Origin of the sequence: Sphingomonas sp. ERG5, assembly GCF_000803065.1 — a bacterium.
In the GTDB taxonomy this organism is placed as follows: domain Bacteria; phylum Pseudomonadota; class Alphaproteobacteria; order Sphingomonadales; family Sphingomonadaceae; genus Sphingomonas.
On the sequence record NZ_JSXI01000063.1, the window covers coordinates 38,163 to 57,541 of the forward strand.

The following is a 19,379-nucleotide window of genomic DNA, read 5'->3' on the forward strand; positions in this document are numbered from 1 at the left end:
TGGATCCTCAACCGACGACGACCGTCGTGTCCGACGAGAAAGTGTAATCCGGCACGTGCAGGTTGCTCGGTGCCGGGCCCTTGCGAATGCGGGCGGCGGTATCATAGGCCGAACCATGGCACGGGCAGAAATAGCCGCCGAACGGGCCCTTGATCTCGCCTTCGCCCGCGCCCAGCGGCACGCAGCCGAGATGGGTGCACACGCCAAGCGTGATCAGCCAGTTCTTGTGGCCTTCCTTGGTGCGCTGGGCCAGCGTCTGCGGGTCGCGCAGCGTCTTGACGTCGACCGCGTCGGCCTCGGCGATTTCCTTCGGCGTCAGATTGCGCACGAACAAAGGCTGCTTGCGGAACGAGGTCTTGATCGCCTGGCCGGGAACGATCTTCGACAGATCGATCTCGGTGGTCGACTGCGCAAGCACGTCGGCCGACGGGTTCATCTGGTTAAGCAGCGGCAGCACGGTAACCGCACCACCGACGCCGATCCAGGCGACCGCCGCGATATTGATGAAGTCACGGCGACGCGGATCATCCACATGTTCGTGGAAAGGAGCCGGGTCTTCCCCGGGCGGCACCGCGGTATCAACAATTGCCATTCACTTGCCCTTGCACTTCTTGACCCGTTCGAACGGCGGCGAGGCGTCGCGCAGAAAGATTGCCCTCAGCCAGCCTGTTCCGTCCCCACGGAGGCTGGCGGCCTGATAGACGCGAGCGGACGGCTTTGCCAACAGCATTTTAGGCTTGTTGCGACAGGGACGACGCTGGATATGCGCGAAACATGCGCATTGCCCTCTATCAACCCGATATCGCCGGCAATGTCGGCACCATTCTGCGCACCGCGGCGTGCCTTGGAGTCGGGGTCGACCTGATCGAACCGATGGGATTCGCATTTTCCGATCGCGCGCTGGGCCGCGCCGGGATGGATTATGTCCCGGCGGCGATGGTGACACGCCATGCCGACTGGGCCGCGTTCGAGGCGCAGGTCGTGGGCAGAATCGTGCTGCTGACGACGCGCGGCGGGATTCGCCTCGACCTGGCGCAATTCGCGCCGGAGGATGTGCTGCTGATGGGATCGGAAGGCAGCGGCGTGCCGGCTGATGTCCATGACCGCGCCGAGTTGGCGGTACGGATCCCGCTCTCGCCCGGCATGCGCTCCTTGAATGTGGCGGTGGCGACGGGCATCGCGCTGGGTGAAGCGTTGCGGCAGACCGGAGGATATCCCGCATGATCGACATGGATGGCGAACAGGCAGAGGCGCGCGGTTGGTTCGAGCGGCTGCGCGATTTGATCTGCGCGGAATTCGAAAGCATCGAGCGCGAGGCGGGATCCGACGCCAGCTTCGAGTATATCGCCTGGGACCGCACCGATCCTTCCGGAGCGCCCGGCGGCGGCGGCGTGCGCGGGGTGATGAAAGGCAAGGTGTTCGAAAAGGTCGGCGTCAACGTCTCGACCGTCGGCGGCACGTTCGAGGGCGATTTCGCCAAATCGATCCATGGCGCGGGCGAGGATCCTAGCTTCTTTGCCACCGGGATCAGTCTGGTCGCTCATATGGCCAACCCGCATGTGCCCGCCGTCCATATGAACACGCGCTTCCTCGCCACCACCAAGCGCTGGTTCGGCGGTGGCGCGGACCTCAATCCCCCCTTGCCGCGCGAGGAAGACACCGCCGATTTCCATGCCACGCTGAAAACCGCCTGCGATGCGCATGATGCAAGCCACTATCCGCGCTTCAAAAAATGGGCGGATGACTATTTCTACATCCCGCACCGCGGCGTGCATCGCGGCGTCGGCGGAATCTTCTACGATCATCTCGAAGGCGATTTCGCCGCCAATTTCGCCTTCACCCAGGATGTCGGGCGCGCCTTTCTCGACATATATCCGCGAATCGTGCGCCGCCGGATGAATGAGCCGTTCGACGATGCGGAAATCGCCGCGATGCGCGCGTGGCGCGGCCGCTATGCCGAATTCAACCTGGTTTATGATCGCGGCACATTGTTCGGGCTGAAGACCGGCGGCAATATCGACGCGATCCTGATGAGCCTGCCGCCGGTCGCAACATGGGCCTGACTGCGGTCCCCGATGGCGAAGTGGCGACGATCGTCACCACGCTGGAGATGCGGCAGCGGCCGCCGGTGCGCCCCATGGCGCCTGCACCCTTTGCGTTGACTCGCTGGCCCGCGCCGGCCAGCGCACGCTATCTCGCGCTATTCCGGCGCGTCGGTGCGCCCTGGCTATGGTTTTCGCGGCTCGTCATGCCGGATGAGGCGCTGCGCCATATCCTCGATGATCCGGCGGTCGAGGTTTACGCCGCGATCGACCGGGCGGGAATCGAGATCGGCATGGTCGAGCTGGATTTCCGATCCGCCGGGCAGTGCGAGCTGAGCTATTTCGGATTGGTCCCCGAACTCGCCGGCAAGGGGCATGGCGGCTGGATGATGGCCACCGCCCTCACCCTCGCGTGGCGCAAAGGCGTCGAGCGGGTCTGGGTCCACACCTGCACGCTGGATCATCCGGCAGCGCTGGGCTTTTATCGGCGCCACGGGTTCGCCCCCATCAAACGCATGATCGAGACGTTCCCCGATCCGCGTCTGACGGGCGCGCTACCGCGAGATTCCGCGCCTCAAATTCCCCTGTTCGAAACCGGCCCCGACGCCAGCCGCCGGTAAAGCGCGACCTGGAACAGCGCGAGCGCCAGCATCGTGGCGGCCATCATCGCGGCGGCGGCGGCATCGACCAGCGCGAGCGCGACCGGGTTCGCCAACTGCGCCGCGTTGAGGCCGCGATCGACCGCGAGGAACAGCGACGCGAGAGTACCACCGCCGAACACAGCCAGGCCCGCCAGGCCCGCAGCGGCCAGGCCATGTCCATGCGTTAACGCCCAGCTTCGTGCGACCGCCCTGCGAATGCTGGGCTTCGGATCGACCACGAGCACCGGTCCCGTCAGCATCATGCGGCCGAACAGATACAGACCCGGCAGGAAGAAAAGCAGGGAAAATTGTGCGGCGCCGAGCGGCACACCAACCAGAATCATCGCCGGCAGATATCGGGGAAACAACCGCATGGCACGTCCAAGGGCGGTACCGAGATCGGGACGGTCGGCACGAAGGTAGAGCAGTTGCAACGCCAATGCGGCGAATTGGACAAGTATCGACGCGAGCAGCGGCCAGCCGCCATATTTCATCATCCAGCTTGCGACCGCCTCGGCCACCACGCGTTGCGCGGCCTCCGTTGCGTTCGGATCGATGACAAGCGGGGGCATTCGCGGCACCAGCAGCAGGATCGCAAAAGATGGGAGGAAGAGGAGCAGTCCCGCCAACCGGGTCAGCAGATCGCGATCCGCCTTCCACATCGCCCATGCGTCGGCGAGCGTGCCCGCCATGATATTTTTCATCAGGACCTGTTTTTCATATGATGGCGCGCCGTCACGCCGATTCGACGATCGATTCCCGCCGATCGCGGACCGCCAGATAGAGCTTGGCGATGAAGGCGGAAAACAACACGATAAAAGCCGTGATGACCGCGCCGACCAGAACCGACGTCAGTACCGTCGCGACGGAAATATCGCCCTTCCCGCCCATTGCCAGCCGCAGGATCGATCCAAAGACAAACTGCGCGGCGATGATCGCCACGCCGGCGACGACGCCGAACAAAATCATCACGCCAATGACCTTCCACGCGATACCACGCGTCAGGACGACCGACCGGCGAAGCGCGCCAATGCCGCGGCGTTCCCAGACGATGACCGGATAGATCAACGCGAGACGGGCCACGAGCCAGCAGACCAGTGCGGTCAGCGCCAGGATATAGAGCGCGATGAAACCGGCAACGCCCGAGGGCAAATCCTGTTCGCTGCCGGCCATCGCCGCCGCGAAATCGAAGCCCGCCAGGCCCATCGCCACACCGATCGGGGCGATCAGCAGCACCGCTGCGAGAACCATCAGCAGCTTGATCCCGACAGCCGACGCCACGCGCTTGTTGGCCATCTGGATCGCCGTCACGCGGCCCGCCGCCGGATCGATCGCAAAAGCGATGATCGCGATCTGCCCCCAGAGCGAGACGATCGCGGCAATGCACCAGATGATGTCGATCACCACCGTCGCCGTCGGCGCTAATCTGGCCAGCGGCTGAAGATTGGATTGCAGCGATTGGGGCAAAAAGATCGCGAACAATGCAATGGGCACGATCGCCGATAAATTGTCGCTCAAAAACTCGGTCGCACGATCCCAGACATTACCCATGTTGACCATGATCAGATGCGACTCCCGGCGCGTCGTTCGCGCTGGTCCCGCTGTTAGCCCAGCCACGTCGCGCTTGCCAATGCTTGCGCGCGCGCATCCGGTGCCCCAATTGCACCATGTGGGTAGCTTTCTCAACGACATCGAATGGCGTGTCGCGCCGCAACCGGTCGATTACGCCGCCGCGCTGACCGATATGGAGGCGCGTGCGCAAGCCGTGGCCGGTGGTTCGGCGCGCGAACTGGCCTGGCTGCTTGAGCATCCGCCGGTCTACACCGCCGGCACCAGCGCCGACCCGGCGGAGCTGATCAATCCACGCTTCCCGGTGATCGATGCCGGGCGCGGCGGTCGCTATACCTATCATGGGCCGGGGCAGCGGATCGGGTATCTGGTGCTCGACCTGAACAAGCGCGGCCGCGATGTGCGGCGCTTCGTCCATGGCCTCGAAGGCTGGGTGATCGACGCGCTTGGCGTGATCGGGATCGAGGCGTTTCGCGCGCCGGGCCGGATCGGCATCTGGACGCTCGATCAGGGACGAGAAGCGAAGATCGGTGCGATCGGGGTGCGGGTGAAGAAGTGGGTCACGATGCACGGCTTCTCCGTGAACCTGTACCCTGATCTGTCACATTTTGGCGGTATCGTCCCGTGCGGACTTGCCGAATTCCCGGTCACGAGCGCCCGAAGCCTCGGAAAACCGACGGATTTTGCAACCTTTGACGCGGCGTTGGCGTTGAGCGCTGAGACGTTCCTTGAAACAGTTTCTTCCTAGCGAGAAAACTGGGCTTGAGGCACACCCGTATTAAGTCTAATGTCCACCACGGTTTGGGTATTAAGGTCTCGAGACCATCCAGATCCATTATCTAGGGAGCTTTCCAAATGCGTGCATTCATCACCAAGGCCATGATCGTTGGCGCCGCACTGGCGGTCTCGGCTTGCGGTCCGACCACCACCACGACCACCGACAACACGCTGGTTACCGATCTGAACGCCACCGAAGGCATGGACACCATGACCTCGGACAACATGACCGCCGTCGACGGCGCAGGTCTCGACAATGGCGCGGCTCTGGCGAACGACACGGCAGTGGCGAACGAAACGGTTGTCACGAACGAAACCGTTACGACGAACGCAAAGTAATCCACCTTCGGGTTGGTATTCGGGGGCCGTCCGGGAAACCGGGCGGCCCTTTTGATTCCACCCGGGCAGTTAGCCCTTGCGGTATCGCGCCCTTTTCGATTCAAGGGCGATATCGGATGGGATGCCATGGTGTTCCGGCACGTCAAGGCGCGTGGAATCATGGTGAAAATGCTTGGGGCACGGGGTAAAAAGTCTTACCCGGTGCCGCCGCGACTGGTGAGAGGTTGGTAATGACATTGGTGCGTACGCTCGTTGCAGCGGTCCTGGCGACCGGCACGCTTGCCGCAACCCCGGCATCGGCGCAGTTCTTCATGGCATCGCGCGATTTCAGCGGTGCGCCGATGCGTGGTGACGAACCGGGGATCGGGATCGAAATGCCCGGCGCGACCGATGCGGAACTCAACGCCTCGCTGGTGTGGAGCCTGCGCGCCGCGCTGAACGTCGCCGCGTTGAGCTGCGAATTCGAACCGACGCTGCTGACCGTGTCGAACTATAATGGCCTGATGCGCGATCATAAGGACGAGCTGGCCAAATCCTACGACACGCTGACCAAATATTTCAAACGCGTCACCAAGACGCCCAAGGCGGCGCAGACCGCGCTCGATCAGTTCGGCACCCGTGTCTATAGCGGTTTTTCGACCGCGACCGCGCAATATGGCTTTTGCCAGACGGCGTCGCGGGTCGGCCGCGACGTACTCTTCACGCCGCGCGGATCACTGGCCGAGGTGGCGAGCAACCGGTTGCGTTCGTTGCACAACAGCCTGGTGCCTTATGGCGAACAACGCTTTCCGCGTGGCATGCGCTTCGATCGCACCATCACCATGCCGCGTTTCGACGCGATATGCTGGGGCAAGAAGAACGAGTGGGTCGTGAAAAAATGCGGGCCGGATGTCCAGTGGGTAACGCGTTACTAAGGACGTCAGCGCAGGCCGAGCAGCTTGTGAGTCTGGATCGTCAGCCGCCAGAGCGGGCGATCCATCACCAGCGCGATCGCCGCGGCGTGATTGGCCGCGGCTTCCGGATTGTCCATCGGCTGCAGCAGGAAATGGTCGAAATCCCAGGCCTCGATCTCCGCCAGATCAGTGCCCGCCTGCGGCCAGACCAGCTTCAGTTCGTCGCCTGAACGTTGAACGACCTGGCTTCCGGCCTTGGGGCTGATGCAGACCCAGTCGATGCCGGGATGAGCCGCCAACGTGCCGTTGCTCTCGATCGCGATCTCGAAATCGCGCGCATGCAGTGCATCGACCAGCGCGTCATCGACCTGCAGCATGGGTTCGCCACCGGTCAGCACGACGAAACGGCTGGCCTCACCTTCACCCCAAAAGTCCAGCGCAGCGGCGGCAAGCGCATCGGCGGTGTCGAATTTGGCGCCACCCAGCCCATCCACACCGACGAAATCCGTGTCGCAGAACTGGCAGACCGCGCTTGCCCGATCCTGTTCGCGCCCCGACCATAAATTGCAGCCGGCAAAGCGCACGAACACCGCACGACGCCCGGCATTGACGCCCTCGCCCTGCAGGGTGAGGAACATCTCCTTAACGGCATAGCTCATCGCAAATGCGCCTTAAGGTGTGACGGCATAGGCGGTTGGATCGGGCAGCCCCGCATCCTGGAAGCCCTTCGAACGCAACCGGCAGGAATCGCACCGTCCGCAATGCAGCCCGCCGGGAGCCGGATCATAGCATGACCAGCTGACCCCGGCATCGAGCCCGAGCCGGGCGGCCTCGCGCACGATATCGGCCTTGGTCATATGCTGCAGCGGTGCGTGGATACGGAACGGCGCGCCTTCGACACCCGCCTTGGTGGCGAGTTCGGCCAATGCCTCGAACGCGGCGACGAATTCGGGGCGGCAATCGGGATAGCCCGAATAATCGAGCGCGTTGACGCCGATATACAAGTCGCGCGCGCCCGCCGCCTCGGCCCAGCCCAGCGCCAGGCTGAGGAAGATCGTATTGCGCGCTGGGACATAAGTGACGGGGATCCCCGTCTCCACGCCGGTTTTCGGCACGTCGATGTCCGCGGTCAGCGCCGATCCGCCAAATGCCGACAGGTCGAGCGGCATGACGATATGGCGTTCGGCGCCAAGCATATGGGCGATGCGCCGTGCCGCGGCGAGTTCGACGTGATGACGCTGGTTATAGTCCATCGACAAGGCGAGCAGGCGATGCCCGTCCTCGCGCGCGCGCGCCGCCGCGACCATCGAATCAAGACCGCCCGAGATCAGGACGACCGCGTAAGTATTTGCAGATGTCATTATTCAACCCGCGCTAAGGCCATTGGCCCGGCACCGCAACCCTGAGCAAAAACTGACCTGAGTGAAAATCGGGCCCGAGCAAAAAAACGGGCCGCCCGTAAGCGACCCAGGGGTGGCTCCTCCAGGAGCCCTCTAGGGAAGAAAGCGTGCCCGTAAATGACACGCTCCTTCTCTAACCCGGCCACGGTAAACAAGTTCTTAATGGCTGCCGCATGCGCCGATGCGCCGTGCTTCATAGCTCATGTCGAACGGCGCGCCATCAGCGATGCCCTGCGTCTGCAGCTTGAATAGCCGGCCGGTTTCGACGGTGATGGTGGTGCGGCCATGCCCGGAGCCGGGGCAGGTATAATTGACGATCGCCGAGTTCGCCGTATTGGCGACGATGAAGCGCGAGCATTGCGCCCTGCCATGTTCGAGCTGGATCAGGACGCGGGGATCGGCCACGCACAAGGCCCGCACGCTGGTCCCGCCGACTTCGCGCAGCTGCCACTGCCCCTGCTCGATCGCATCGAGCGCGACCAGATGTGGTGCGGCCGCAGGCCCCTCGGCAGCAGCGACACCGCCAAGAAACAGCAGCCCGAACACCGCCGGGCGGATCATCGTCGAAACCCGCATCTTTTCAATCCCACCCGTCGAGCGCCGCGACCTACGCGACTCCTGCCGGCACCCTCACATCATTTGGGGAACGCGCCGAAGACTTACAATAACGGTCACGAAACGACATTGATTGTCACAAAACGACATCCGTCACGGCAACAGGGAATTTTTGTGCGCAAAAAGCGCAATCGACCGTGATCATGCCGTCGTCGCCGGCCATCGCACGCTGTTCCTCGACCGGGAATTTGCTCAGCACCTGGGCGATATAGTCGGACGAGCAACGGCAGCCGCGCGACATGGCGACTTCCGACAGCACGCGCACCTCGTCCTCTTCATTGAACAATCGCCAGATCAGCGTTTCGAGCGACAGGGCCGAATCAGCGAGTTCGTCGATGCCCATGGTGCCGCCGAGAATCGCGACATGCTCCCATTCGGGATGGTCGAGCCGCGTGTGGAGGCGCTCGCGGCCCTCCTCGCCCTCAGGCAGATGCTGCAGGAACAGGCCGCCGGCGACATGGCTGTCATCGCCGCGGCGCGTCACGCCCAGCTTGATCAGCGTCGGGATCTGCTCCGACTGGACGAAGTAATTCTGCGCCGCCTCGGCCAGCGTGTCGCCATCAAGCGGCACGATGCCCTGATAGCGCTCGCGCGTCGTCGCCTGGTCGAACGTGATGGCGAGATAACCGGTGCCGAACAGCGCGAACAAGGTCGGCTGCTCAGGGCCCGCGGCAAGCCGTTCCGCGTCGAAATCGACATAACCGCGCAATTCGCCGCCCTTGTAATCGCACACCAGCAGTTTGACGACGCCGCCATCGGTCTGCGCCTGCAGAGTCAGCTGGCCACCGGCATCCTTTAGCGTCGAGCCGATCAGCGCGGCAAGCGTCAGCGCCTCGGCCAGCAACGCCTCGATCGCCGGGGGATAGGCGTGCGCAGCGAGAATCGTGTCGAGCACCGGCCCGAGCCGCACGATGCGGCCGCGCGCATGGCGTTCCGGGATGGTGAAACCGAGCGCGCGGTCGGTGTCGTTGAGTGCAGGGTCTTCCATTGTCGTTCCCACAGCCACTTCCGTTCGTTTCGAGCGAAGTCGGGAAACCATTGCAAGTACGGTGCATGTTTCTCGACTTCGCTCGAAGCGAACGGAAGGAATGAATCTGTTTGTTTCAGCCGACGATGTAGGAATTAACCCGCATCAGACAACTCGCCGATCCCGGTCAGCCGATCTGGCCGAAACACCAGCGCAGGATCGACTTTTGCGCATGAAGCCGGTTCTCCGCCTCTTTCCAGATCACGGATTGCGGCCCATCCATCACTGAATCGGTCACTTCCTCGCCGCGATGCGCGGGCAGGCAGTGGAGGAACACCGCGTCCCGGCTGGCCTGGGCCATCACTGCGTCATTGACCTGATAGGGCCACATCGCCGCAAGCTTGGTCGCGGCATGCTCCTGGCCCATCGAGATCCAGGTATCGGTCACCACGACATCGGCGTCCTTAACGGCCTCCGCCGCCGTCCCGACGATACGCGCCCGCCCCTGTCCCCGCGCAACGTCGCTTTCCGACGGCATGAAGCCCTGCGGGCAGGCCGCGACGACATCGAAATGCATCAGCGCCGCCGCTTCCATGATCGACGCGAGCACATTGTTGCCATCGCCGAGCCACGCCCATTTCAGGCCCGGCAATGGCTTGCCCGCTTCGATCACGGTCAGTAGGTCGGCCATGATCTGGCTGGGATGCGACGCATCGGTCAGGCCGTTGATCACCGGCACGCTGGCATATTCGGCCATCTGCTCGATCTTGGCATGATCGTCGGTGCGGATCATGATCGCGTCGCAATAGCCCGACAGGACGCGCGCGGTGTCAGCGATGGTCTCGCCGCGCCCAAGCTGCGTCGTGCCGGCATCGAGCACGATCGAATGACCGCCCAGCTGGCGCATCGCCATGTCGTAGGACACGCGCGTGCGGGTCGAGTTCTTCTCGAACACCATGCCCAGCACATGGCCGGCAAGCGGCGCATCGGCATCCGCCTTGCCCTTGGGCCAGCCCGGTCGTGCAGCCTTACGGTCGAGCGCGTCGGCGATCATCGCCGCGATCCCGTCGCCCCCGGCATCCGACAGGTCGAGAAAGTGACGGTAGCTCAATCGTCCGCTGCGGGTACATAGACCCGCGCCGCCTCGCTCAGCCGCTCGATGCATTCCGCGATATGGCTCTCATCGATCACCAGCGGCGGCAGGATGCGCACGACATTGTCGCCCGCCGCCACCGTCAGCAGGCCGTGATTGTCGCGGCAATGCGCGACGAAGCGGCGGCTGTCGGACTTGAGCTTGATGCCGAGCATCAGGCCGTGGCCGCGGACATGATCGAACAGATGGTCATGATTGGGCAGCAGTTGTTCGAGCGCCTGGCGCAGCCGCGCGCCCATCGTCTCGACATGCTCAAGGAAACCGGGCTCGAGGATCACGTCGAGCACCGCTTCGCCCGCCGCCATCGCCAGCGGATTGCCGCCATAGGTCGAGCCATGCGTGCCGATCACCATGCCCTTGGCCGCTTCCTCGGTCGCGAGGCACGCGCCGAGCGGGAAGCCGCCGCCAATGCCCTTGGCCGCGGCGATGATGTCCGGCACCACGCCGTACAGTTCGTGCGCGAACAGCTTGCCGGTGCGGCCATAGCCCGCCTGGACCTCATCGAGCACCAGCAACAGGCCGTGATCGTCGCAAGCCTTGCGCAGGCCCTTGAGGAATTCGTCGGTCGCGGGGCGGATACCGCCTTCGCCCTGGATCGGCTCGACCAGGAAGCCGGCGGTATTGTCGTCGATCAGCGCCAGCGCGCCCTCGAGGTCGTTGAAATTGGCGTATTTGAAGCCCGGCAGCAGCGGCTCGAACCCGTCGCGCATCTTCGCCTGGTTGGTCGCGCTGATCGTGCCGAGCGTCCGACCATGGAACGCGGTGTCGAAGGTGATCAGGTCATGGCGTTCGGGATTGCCATTGACGAAGTGGTAGCGGCGCGCGGTCTTGATCGCGCACTCCACCGCTTCGGCACCCGAATTGGTGAAGAATACCGTGTCGGCAAAGCTCGCATCGACCAGCCGCTGCGCGAATTTCTCGCCCTGCGGGCTACCGTACAGGTTCGACACATGCATCAGCGTCGCCGCCTGGTCGGCGATCGCCTTGACCAGTTTCGGATGACCATGACCGAGCGCATTGACCGCGATGCCGCTGGCGAAATCGAGATATTTCTCGCCCCGTTCGCCATAGAGATACACGCCCTCGCCTCGAACCGGCCGCACCCCGCAGCGGGGATAGACGGGCATGAGTGGGGTGATCGGCATGACGGTGCTCCTGAAAAAGCAAAGGGCGACCCGTCCGGTCGCCCGAAGGGCATTTTTAAGCAGGTTGGACCGGGAGCGCAACACCGCGTGCCGATTGAAATTGGTTCACGGCGCGCGCGCGAACTTCGGGCTTAAGCGGGAATGAGCAACCCGGCGATGAAGGCCGTCAGAAACGCTCGGTCGACTCGCTGCGCTGCTTGAGCTTTACCGCGCCATCCCGCACGTCGAATTCATAGGTGAGCAGCTGGACTCGCTCCTCGCGGGGGAGCGAGACGACATAGGAGGTCGAGGTCACGGCCTTGATCTGGGATATGCCGCCCCCGTCAATGCCCGGAAAGCTGGCATGGAGATCGTCGAGAATGATCCGGATCATGCAGGTCGACCGGGCAAGCTGGTCGTTGGCGCAACGCTGTTCCGACATGACGGCATCCTTTTTTGAAGACGATGAGCTGGCGGCCATGACCGGACCCGAACCTGCCATGAGCAGCATGGCGAAGCACGACAGCCGGGGAATTATCGATCGCGATACAGTGATCATGGCAGAGTCTACCTTCCGCGCTTGAGCGTTTTCAGCTCTGTGCCCGCCTCGAACTCGGCAATGTTTCGCGGGTAAATTTGCGACATCACTGCCGCCGTCGGCCGCGTTTTCAGGATTGGGGGTGAATAGACCGGCAAACTGGGCGAGAGCCTGAAAAGCGAGGACGTGGACTGAGCGGCAGCCAGGTCATTGAATGCAGTTATCCAGGGCGCCGCATGCACCACATCGAGGCGCATACCTCCGCCCATCACCGAATTCTTGTCCTCATCGGTCACGCCGTAACAAGGGGTGAGATCAGGGTCTCCCGACGCAGGGCATCCCGGCTTCCCGATGGCGACATGCCCCAGGCCAAGCAAATGCCCCACTTCATGCACATGAGCGCGTTGCATGATTGCCTTGCCCTTGCTGTCGGTTCCTTTCTGGACCAGATTCGTATCCTTGCTGTCGAACAGCCGCGCATTCGATCCGAAAAAACTCTCCGTGGCGGCAAGGCGGACGACATCGATCACGACATGATGCGTGCCGACCGTATCGTCGTTTCCGATCAGCTCGAGCCGACAGAATATATTGGGGATGAAGATCTCCATTCCCTGCCGGAACGCGAAATCGCCCCCCCGATTGTCGAGCCAGAATTTCTTGTCCCAGAATCTCTGCGCTGAATTGCAGAAATTAAGCTTCCAGGCGGCCCAGTCCTTGGGCGTCCATTTGACGGTTTGACGCAGGGTCCGTGACGGGTCGCCAAAGTCGGGATAGCTGCCGGTCTCCGCACCGGCCATCGGGTTGATCTGGCGAAATCCGATACGCAGGGTGAGCGTCAGATCCGCGTTGTTTCGTGATGAGCAGCGGTCCGTGTCGAGCACCGCATCATAACCCGGATATCGCTTGGTAAACTTCACAGGCATCTCCCTATACTCATGGGCGCATGGGCGATCTTATGAGTATAGTTTGAGCGGCACTCAACCCTCACCTTGCCGAGCTTCGACCAGGCCCGCTGGACATACGCCAGTCGGAGGCCGCCGGCTCATTCTCTGGATGATCGGCACGCGCCTAAAACCGCCCCGCAGCGTGCGTATGATTGCTACGAAAGCCGGTTCTGACGAGAAGCAGCCAATAGCTGCAATATTCTCTCGGCCGCGATGCCGGCGCCGTCTTCACCCGCCACTCGCTGCCCGATCCTGGCGGCGGCGGTCGAGAATTCGGGATGGTCGAGAAGCCTCGTTATCAGCAACGCCGCTTCGGCCGCGAAGCGCTGAGGCGTCGTGGAAAGGCCAACACCCATCCGCGTGATGCGGTCGGCGTGATCGAACTGGTCGCCCATGAACGGGACCACCAGTTGCGGCTTCCCGGCCCGAAGCGCCTGGCCGGTCGTCCCGACGCCGCCGTGATGGATGATCGCCGCGGCGTGCGGAAACAGCAGCGAGTGCGGGGCATAATTACACACCATGATGTCATCCGACGGCGTGGCAACGGCTTCGCCGGTCAGCAGCACCGCGCGCATCCCCAGTTCACCGGCAATAGCAGCGCTGCGCTGATAGAAATCGGCCGCCGCGAAGGGAAGGAAGGAGCCGAGCGAGACGATCAGCGGGGGCGGCCCCTTCGCCAGGAAAGCGGCAAGATCGGGAGTGAGCGTTGATGGCGCTCCGTCCGCGCTGTCGAACCATGGGAAGCCGGTCAGCAGTGCCGGCTTGGGCGCCTCGGCAGGGAGCGTGGCCAGTTCCGGCGAATAGGTGCCGAGCGAGAGCGCGGGAGGGGTACCCGGTTCAAGGATCGGCGCCGCGCGCGATCGCGCCAGCCCATGGGCCTCGCGGACCCGATCGACACGCCGGCCATAGCGGCGGCGCATCTCAAGCTTCGCTCCGCCAAGGACAAGGCGATTCCAGCCTGTCCTGATTGGGCCCAGCGGCGGCCTGGCCAGCGCCGTGAATCCAGGCGCCACTGGAGGATCGCTTGGCGAAAACCACGACATGGGTTGCAGGATGGTCGAAACGAACGGGATCGCCAGTCGCTCCGCAACGATCGGCGCGGCAAGAGCGAAAGCCGACCCGACCAGCAGATCTGCCCCCACCGCAATCCGCAACAGCCGGTCGGTGCTGTCGGCAAGCGGCGGCAGCAGTACATGACTGACCAGGAAATGGGTATCGTCGATGACCTTGCGGACGACCGCATCGTCATCAAGACCGGTGGCGCGCCCCACTTCTTCGAATGTCGGCAACAGCGCTTCGGCTTCCACGCCCGCCGCCCGGCATTTTTCGACATGGTCTTGCGGCACGGCGAGGACCACCGACGCTCCACGCGCCTTGAGCGCGAGGGCAATCGCGATGAAAGGGTGAAGATCGCCCAGCGAGCCGATCGTGGCCAGGACGATCTTCGGTGCCGTCATCCACGCTTCCGATCGCATGCGACGATCATCGCGCTAGTTCTGACGATCATCGCGCTAATTCTTCAGCCGCCAGCCGCCCTTGAGCAGCGCATAGCAGAGCAGCCCAAGCGCAATGTCGATCGTCAGGATCACGATGCTGCCGATCCAGACCGGCGAATCGGCCGTGCCGAGAAAGCCGTAGCGAAAGCCCGAGATGATGTAGAAAAACGGGTTGGCGTGGCTGATCGCCTGGAATGTCGGGGCCAGCTTGTCGACCGAATAGAAGGTGCCCGACAACAGGGTCAGCGGACCGACCACAAAATTGGTCACCGCCGCGGCATGGTCGAACTTCTCCGCCCAGATCGAGGTCAGCACACCAAGCAAGGCAAGGAAAGTCGCGCCGAGCAGTCCGAACCACAGGATCGCGATCGGATGATGCGGAAAGACATGCACGCCGGGCCAGAGCAGCATCGCCAGCCAGACGGCAAAGCCGACGAGGAAGGCGCGGGTCACCGCCCCGCCGACCAGTGCCGCGAGCAGTTCGGCGGTCGACAGCGGCGGCATCAGATAATCGACGATCGTGCCCTGGATCTTGCCGACCAGCAGCGAGAAGCTGGCATTGGCGAAGGCGTTGGTCAGCATGCCCATGACAATCAGGCCGGGGGCAAGAAAATCGGCGAAGGCGACCTGAGTGCCGCCGACATGAATCGCGCTGCGGCCGCCCATCGCAACGGTGAAAACGATCAGGTAGAGCAAGGTTTGTATCGCCGGTGCCCAGATCGTCTGGAGCTGCACCTTGAAGAATCGGCGCACCTCCTTGATATAGAGGGTTCGAAGACCGCCCCAATTGACATTCCGGATGACCGGGACACCGGGGGCGTTAACAACCGCCGATTGAAGATGACTGGTTTCTGGGCCGAATGGGGGCTGGCTGCTCATAGCGAACGCGCTAATGACTGCCGCTGCCGCCCGCAAGCCGCCACTGCCAAGATTTGAGGATAAGAGATGAGCTGGACCGACGAGCGTATCGATACGCTGAGGAAGATGTGGGAATCGGGCAGCACCGCGAGCCAGATCGCCGAGGAGCTGGGTGGTGTCAGTCGCAATGCCGTGATCGGCAAGGCGCATCGCCTCGGCCTGCAATCGCGCCCGTCGCCGGTAAAGGCCAATGAGCCCGACGCAAAGGCTGCGGTGGCCGCGCCGGTCGCACCCAGGCCGGCCCCGCCCCCGCCCGCACCCAAGCCGGTCGAGCGAGTCGCGGCACCTGCGCCCGCGCCTGCGCCCGTCGAGATCGAAGAAGAAGACGAGGATGACGATGGCGAGGACGCCGTTGTCGCCAAGCCCGTTGCAGCGCCTCAACCGATCCTGCGCTCGGTCGGCCCCGGCGGCTTTCTCCGTCAGGCCCCTGGCGAGCAGCAGGCGCCGATCACCCCCGCGCCGCCACGCCGCCTGGTTCCAGCCAAGCCGTCGGCCGATATGGCGGGCAAGACCACGTTGCTCGATCTCAACGACAAGATCTGCAAATGGCCGCTCGGCCATCCCGGCGAACCCGATTTCCATTTCTGCGGAGAGAAGGTGAACCCAGGTTTCCCCTATTGCGTCGCGCATTGCGGCCATGCCTATCAGGCACAGCTGCCACGCCGCGACCGTCGTCCGCCGCCGCCCTTGCCGTTCGGTGGCGTGCGCGCGCGCTGAGTCGGCCCGCCAACTACGCGGATTGCGGATTTCAGGTTCGGAACGGACTCGATCCTCTTGCCGATGCGGTAAGAGAATCTTGAAGACCTGACTTTAATGCGCTGTGCCCCGTCCGTAACGCCGGATCAGGCACCTTCCTGACGAGGGTGGCACCCCTCCCCGCCCAAGGGGAGGGGGAATGCGTAATTTACGCAACTCGTCTCCAGCTTCTCTTTTCTCCACGGCAACCTAGACGGACCATTATCCCTTTGTAACACAGGGATAATTGGGAATGACCTTCGCTCGCCTGCTTCGCGCCAAACGCGGCACCTCGGTCGTCGAGTTCGCGTTGATCCTGCCGTTGTTCGCTTGCATGCTGTACGGCATTCTCGGCTACGGCCAATATTTCCTGCTTGCGCACAGCGTCCAGCAACTGGCCAATGACGCCGCGCGCGCAACCGTGGCCGGCGTGAGCGCCACCGAGCGACAGTCGCTCGCCACTGCCAGTGTCGCGGCGTCGCTCCCATCGCTGCCCCAGCTTCGCGCCGACAAGATCACCACGACCACCACCGAAAGCGGGCAGGTCGTGACCGTGCGCGTTCGGTTCGACGCCACCACGGTGCCGATGTTCCGCAATACCATGATCCCGATGCCGGATCCGATGATCGAACGGCGCGCGGTCATTCGTCCAGGAGGGGTTACATGAAGCGTTTCGTCAAAAGCCGCCTTGCTGGGGATCGGCGCGGCGGGGTCGGCCTGATCGCCGCCGCCGCCATCCCGATGGTGCTCGGCTTTGCCGCGTTCGCGGTCGATATCGGATCGGCAACGCTGGAAACGCGCCGGCTCCAGGGATTGGCCGATGCCGCCGCACTGGCCGCCGCCGCCGATCCGCAACAGGCCCAGGCGCTCGCCGAGGCATCGGTCGCGGAAGCCGGCTGGCCGCGCGCGGTGACGGTCGTCACGACACGAGGCAATTATACCAGCGATCCCAGTGTCGCGCCCAGCGCGCGCTTCACACCCAATAACGCGGCGACCGACGCGGTGCGCGTCTCGCTGCAAACGCCTTCGCCGACCTATTTCGCGCGCGCTTTCGGCCAGACCTCGATTCCCATCGCGCGCTCCGCGACCGCTGCGCGCGAGCGGCTCGCCGCATTCAGTGTCGGCAGCCGGCTTGCCTCGCTCAATGGCGGCCTGCTCAATTCCTATTTGTCGGCGCTGACCGGCAGCACCCTGTCATTGTCGGTGATGGATTATAATTCGCTCGCCGGCGTCGACGTCGATCTGTTTTCGACGCTCGATGCGCTTCGCACCACCGCCAACATCAACGCCGCGACGTACCAGGACATCCTCAACGCCCAGGTCACGCGATCACAGCTACTGAGTGCGCTCGCCAGGGCGCTCGACAGCAGCAATGCGAGCGCAGCCGGCGCGATGCGCACCATGGCGGCGCAGGTATCGGGCGGAAGCATCCAGCTCAACACGCTGATCGACCCAGGCACGTTCGGCAACCAGGGGTCCGGCGGCAATGGCCTCGTCAAGGTCGACAGCATGGCATTCGTCACTGCGGCGCTGCAGCTTGCCGCGCCCAGCCGCCAGGTCTCGCTCGACCTTGGTGCGAGCGTGGCCGGGCTGGTCTCGACCAAGGTCATGATCGCGGTCGGCGAACGCCCGGCACAATCGCCCTGGATCACGGTCACGGACAATGGTGCGCCGATCATCCGCACCGCACAGGCCCGCATCTATACCGAAGTGCAGGTCGGCAATCTCTCGCTGCCCCTGATCGGCACATTGGTCGCCATCCGCGTGCCTCTGTTCGTCGAGCTGGCGAGTGCGGAGGCGCGTTTGAGCAGCATCGACTGCTCGACCCAGGCGAGCCGCGGGGTCACGATCGAAGCACGCCCCAATCCCGGCCAGGCCGCCCTTGCCGCGATCGACACCAGTCAATTCGACAATTTCCAGCGCCCGGTGGCGCTCAGCGATGCGCGGATTCTCGATACGCTGCTGCTTGATGTCGATGGTCGCGCGGGCCTTAATCTCGGCCAAGCCGAACCCTGGCAATCGCTGCGCTTCGATAATGCCGCGATCACGGCCGGCACACCGAAGACGGTGTCGAGCAGCAGCGCGGTAGGGGGGATCGCCGCGTCGTTGATGAGCAATGTTACGCTGACGCCGCATCTCCTCGGCCTGCCGCTCCCGCTCGGCGGATTGCTCTCCGCGGTGGGGTCGCAGCTCACGATCCTCGCGCCGATCGTCGATGGGTTGCTCAATACCGTGACCGGCGCACTCGGGGTGCATTATGGCGAGGCCGATGTCCGGGTGACCGGCATGCGCTGCGGCATGGCCAGCCTGGTCGCCTGACGGAAAACGGCCGCCCGCTCGCGCGGACGGCCGTTCCCCATTCCCTATCCGGTCTGCTTAAAAGCGGAACTGCGCGGTAGCGCGAACGCTGTGCCAGCGGAACTGGTCGCCGCTGCGCGCGAAATCGGTTCCGGTGGTATTGGGGGCGAGGATGAACGGGTTGGTCGCTGGCGCCGAACCGGCACCGGCACGAACCCGGTAGTCATCGTCCTTGTACTGATTGTAGAGATATTCGAGCCCGATCGAAAAGTGACGGCCGAGCTTCTGCTCGATACCGCCGCCCGCGACATAGCCCCAGCTGCTGTTCTTGCCGCGCTCAGTGAAGCTGTTCGCGGTGTTGCTGGTGGTGAAGCTATGGTCGAGCTTGGCATAGGCCGGACCACCGGTCGCATAGAAGAGCGTGGTGTTCGCGGCATAGCCGAGACGCAGGCGAACATTGGCGTTGTAGTCGACCTCGCGCGTCATGGTGTAGCTGGCCGGCGTCGTGCTGAACGCCGAAACGCTGTCGCGAACCTGGCTCTTGCCGAATTCGCCAACCACGCCGGCGACAATGTTGCCGAACTGCTTGTCGAAGCCGATCCGCGCCGAATAGCTGATATTGTCCTTGTCGTTGCGGCAGGCGAGATTGGCGGTCGAGGTCGCCGCGCCACCGCAGAAGCCCGGCGAGAAGGCATTGGCGCCACCCGAGGTGGTGACCGGATCGCCGAACTTGCCGTCGAGATTGCGGTCGAACAGGATCGTTTCATTGCCATCATTGGGCTGGGCATCGAAGCCGATCGTCCCACCGACATAGACGCCGTCGAACGGCGCTTTCTCGTTATCCTGGGCGAAAGCCGGGCTGGCGACCGCGAGAGCGGCGGTGCCGGCGGCAAGGGTAAGCATGTACAGGCTGCGCATCGTGTTACTCCA

Annotated in this window: 25 protein-coding genes; 10 read left to right on the forward strand and 15 right to left on the reverse strand. The window is 63.6% G+C overall.

Annotated features, from left to right (window positions below):
• Positions 1 to 7 precede the first annotated feature (7 nt).
• Positions 8 to 592, reverse strand: coding sequence for a ubiquinol-cytochrome c reductase iron-sulfur subunit (petA, locus tag OO12_RS19835; protein ID WP_052216087.1), 585 nt, complete (start codon positions 590 to 592; stop codon positions 8 to 10).
• On the reverse strand, positions 593 to 730 hold the full coding sequence (locus OO12_RS28700) for a hypothetical protein (protein WP_160296854.1): 138 nt from the start codon (positions 728 to 730) through the stop codon (positions 593 to 595).
• A gap of 44 nt (positions 731 to 774) precedes the next feature.
• On the opposite strand from OO12_RS28700, the gene OO12_RS19840 reads away from it, so the two are divergent.
• From OO12_RS19840 to OO12_RS19850, 3 genes are read left to right on the forward strand one after another with little or no spacing between them, the layout of a single operon-like run.
• Positions 775 to 1,224, forward strand: coding sequence for a tRNA (cytidine(34)-2'-O)-methyltransferase (locus tag OO12_RS19840; RefSeq protein WP_034160472.1), 450 nt, complete (start codon positions 775 to 777; stop codon positions 1,222 to 1,224).
• Positions 1,221 to 2,063: an oxygen-dependent coproporphyrinogen oxidase gene (hemF, locus tag OO12_RS19845; protein WP_034160473.1), complete on the forward strand. Its 843-nt coding sequence runs from the start codon at positions 1,221 to 1,223 to the stop codon at positions 2,061 to 2,063. Before OO12_RS19840 ends, hemF begins: the two co-directional genes overlap by 4 nt.
• Positions 2,054 to 2,662: a GNAT family N-acetyltransferase gene (locus tag OO12_RS19850; RefSeq protein ID WP_034160474.1), complete on the forward strand. Its 609-nt coding sequence runs from the start codon at positions 2,054 to 2,056 to the stop codon at positions 2,660 to 2,662. The genes hemF and OO12_RS19850 overlap by 10 nt, the downstream gene beginning before the upstream one ends.
• Here the strand turns inward: OO12_RS19850 and OO12_RS19855 are convergent.
• Positions 2,617 to 3,387, reverse strand: coding sequence for a hypothetical protein (locus tag OO12_RS19855; protein ID WP_034160475.1), 771 nt, complete (start codon positions 3,385 to 3,387; stop codon positions 2,617 to 2,619). The two genes, OO12_RS19850 and OO12_RS19855, sit on opposite strands and share 46 nt — an antisense overlap.
• A gap of 31 nt (positions 3,388 to 3,418) precedes the next feature.
• Positions 3,419 to 4,243, reverse strand: a complete 825-nt coding sequence (locus OO12_RS19860; RefSeq protein WP_034160476.1) for a hypothetical protein — start codon at positions 4,241 to 4,243, stop codon at positions 3,419 to 3,421.
• A gap of 109 nt (positions 4,244 to 4,352) precedes the next feature.
• Here OO12_RS19860 and lipB point away from each other — a divergent pair, with 109 nt between their 5' ends.
• The 3 genes from lipB to OO12_RS19875 all read left to right on the forward strand — a co-directional run bounded on the left by lipB (position 4,353) and on the right by OO12_RS19875 (position 6,282).
• Positions 4,353 to 5,000 carry a lipoyl(octanoyl) transferase LipB gene (lipB, locus tag OO12_RS19865; RefSeq protein WP_235364903.1) on the forward strand — a complete coding sequence of 216 codons (648 nt, stop codon included), beginning with the start codon at positions 4,353 to 4,355 and terminating at the stop codon, positions 4,998 to 5,000.
• 107 nt (positions 5,001 to 5,107) lie between these two features.
• Positions 5,108 to 5,368, forward strand: coding sequence for a hypothetical protein (locus OO12_RS19870; RefSeq protein WP_034160477.1), 261 nt, complete (start codon positions 5,108 to 5,110; stop codon positions 5,366 to 5,368).
• Positions 5,369 to 5,598: 230 nt separating this feature from the next.
• On the forward strand, positions 5,599 to 6,282 hold the full coding sequence (locus OO12_RS19875; protein ID WP_034160478.1) for a hypothetical protein: 684 nt from the start codon (positions 5,599 to 5,601) through the stop codon (positions 6,280 to 6,282).
• Between the two features lie 5 nt (positions 6,283 to 6,287).
• Here the strand turns inward: OO12_RS19875 and queE are convergent, their stop codons facing one another.
• The 7 genes from queE to OO12_RS19910 form a co-directional block, all read right to left on the reverse strand.
• Positions 6,288 to 6,920, reverse strand: coding sequence for a 7-carboxy-7-deazaguanine synthase (queE, locus tag OO12_RS19880; protein ID WP_034160479.1), 633 nt, complete (start codon positions 6,918 to 6,920; stop codon positions 6,288 to 6,290).
• 12 nt (positions 6,921 to 6,932) lie between these two features.
• The gene (gene queC, locus OO12_RS19885) at positions 6,933 to 7,622 is read right to left on the reverse strand and encodes a 7-cyano-7-deazaguanine synthase QueC (protein WP_034160480.1); all 690 of its coding nucleotides are present in this window, start codon (positions 7,620 to 7,622) and stop codon (positions 6,933 to 6,935) included.
• A gap of 198 nt (positions 7,623 to 7,820) precedes the next feature.
• Complete coding sequence (locus OO12_RS19890) at positions 7,821 to 8,237, reverse strand: DUF3617 domain-containing protein (protein ID WP_034160481.1); 417 nt, start codon at positions 8,235 to 8,237, stop codon at positions 7,821 to 7,823.
• A gap of 115 nt (positions 8,238 to 8,352) precedes the next feature.
• On the reverse strand, positions 8,353 to 9,264 hold the full coding sequence (gene hslO / locus OO12_RS19895; RefSeq protein WP_034160482.1) for an Hsp33 family molecular chaperone HslO: 912 nt from the start codon (positions 9,262 to 9,264) through the stop codon (positions 8,353 to 8,355).
• 166 nt (positions 9,265 to 9,430) lie between these two features.
• Positions 9,431 to 10,297 carry an ornithine carbamoyltransferase gene (argF, locus tag OO12_RS19900; RefSeq protein WP_052216127.1) on the reverse strand — a complete coding sequence of 289 codons (867 nt, stop codon included), beginning with the start codon at positions 10,295 to 10,297 and terminating at the stop codon, positions 9,431 to 9,433.
• Positions 10,298 to 10,350: 53 nt separating this feature from the next.
• Positions 10,351 to 11,541 (reverse strand): aspartate aminotransferase family protein, encoded by a 1,191-nt coding sequence (locus OO12_RS19905; protein ID WP_034160484.1) that lies wholly within the window; start codon positions 11,539 to 11,541, stop codon positions 10,351 to 10,353.
• Positions 11,542 to 11,707: 166 nt separating this feature from the next.
• A complete protein-coding gene (locus tag OO12_RS19910; protein WP_034160485.1) occupies positions 11,708 to 11,962 on the reverse strand; it encodes a hypothetical protein in 255 nt (84 codons plus the stop codon).
• Between OO12_RS19910 and OO12_RS28705 the strand changes: the two genes are divergently transcribed.
• A complete protein-coding gene (locus OO12_RS28705) occupies positions 11,961 to 12,104 on the forward strand; it encodes a hypothetical protein (RefSeq protein ID WP_160296855.1) in 144 nt (47 codons plus the stop codon). The two genes, OO12_RS19910 and OO12_RS28705, sit on opposite strands and share 2 nt — an antisense overlap.
• Here OO12_RS28705 and OO12_RS19915 read toward each other — a convergent pair.
• From OO12_RS19915 to OO12_RS19925, 3 genes are all read right to left on the reverse strand, one after another.
• Positions 12,088 to 12,975, reverse strand: coding sequence for a hypothetical protein (locus OO12_RS19915; protein WP_152616543.1), 888 nt, complete (start codon positions 12,973 to 12,975; stop codon positions 12,088 to 12,090). The genes OO12_RS28705 and OO12_RS19915 overlap by 17 nt on opposite strands.
• 182 nt (positions 12,976 to 13,157) lie before the next feature.
• Positions 13,158 to 14,477 (reverse strand): glycosyltransferase, encoded by a 1,320-nt coding sequence (locus tag OO12_RS19920; protein ID WP_235364904.1) that lies wholly within the window; start codon positions 14,475 to 14,477, stop codon positions 13,158 to 13,160.
• A gap of 36 nt (positions 14,478 to 14,513) precedes the next feature.
• On the reverse strand, positions 14,514 to 15,377 hold the full coding sequence (locus OO12_RS19925; protein ID WP_034160486.1) for an ABC transporter permease: 864 nt from the start codon (positions 15,375 to 15,377) through the stop codon (positions 14,514 to 14,516).
• A 66-nt stretch (positions 15,378 to 15,443) separates the two neighbouring features.
• Between OO12_RS19925 and OO12_RS19930 the strand changes: the two genes are divergently transcribed.
• The 3 genes from OO12_RS19930 to OO12_RS19940 all read left to right on the forward strand — a co-directional run bounded on the left by OO12_RS19930 (position 15,444) and on the right by OO12_RS19940 (position 18,470).
• On the forward strand, positions 15,444 to 16,133 hold the full coding sequence (locus OO12_RS19930) for a GcrA family cell cycle regulator (RefSeq protein WP_034160487.1): 690 nt from the start codon (positions 15,444 to 15,446) through the stop codon (positions 16,131 to 16,133).
• A gap of 271 nt (positions 16,134 to 16,404) precedes the next feature.
• Positions 16,405 to 16,818 carry a TadE/TadG family type IV pilus assembly protein gene (locus OO12_RS19935; protein WP_034160488.1) on the forward strand — a complete coding sequence of 138 codons (414 nt, stop codon included), beginning with the start codon at positions 16,405 to 16,407 and terminating at the stop codon, positions 16,816 to 16,818.
• Positions 16,815 to 18,470, forward strand: a complete 1,656-nt coding sequence (locus OO12_RS19940) for a pilus assembly protein TadG-related protein (RefSeq protein WP_034160489.1) — start codon at positions 16,815 to 16,817, stop codon at positions 18,468 to 18,470. Before OO12_RS19935 ends, OO12_RS19940 begins: the two co-directional genes overlap by 4 nt.
• A gap of 57 nt (positions 18,471 to 18,527) precedes the next feature.
• On the opposite strand, the gene OO12_RS19945 is transcribed toward OO12_RS19940, so the two are convergent.
• Entirely contained in the window at positions 18,528 to 19,367 is an 840-nt protein-coding gene (locus OO12_RS19945; RefSeq protein ID WP_034160490.1) for an outer membrane protein, read from the reverse strand.
• Positions 19,368 to 19,379: the final 12 nt, after the last annotated feature.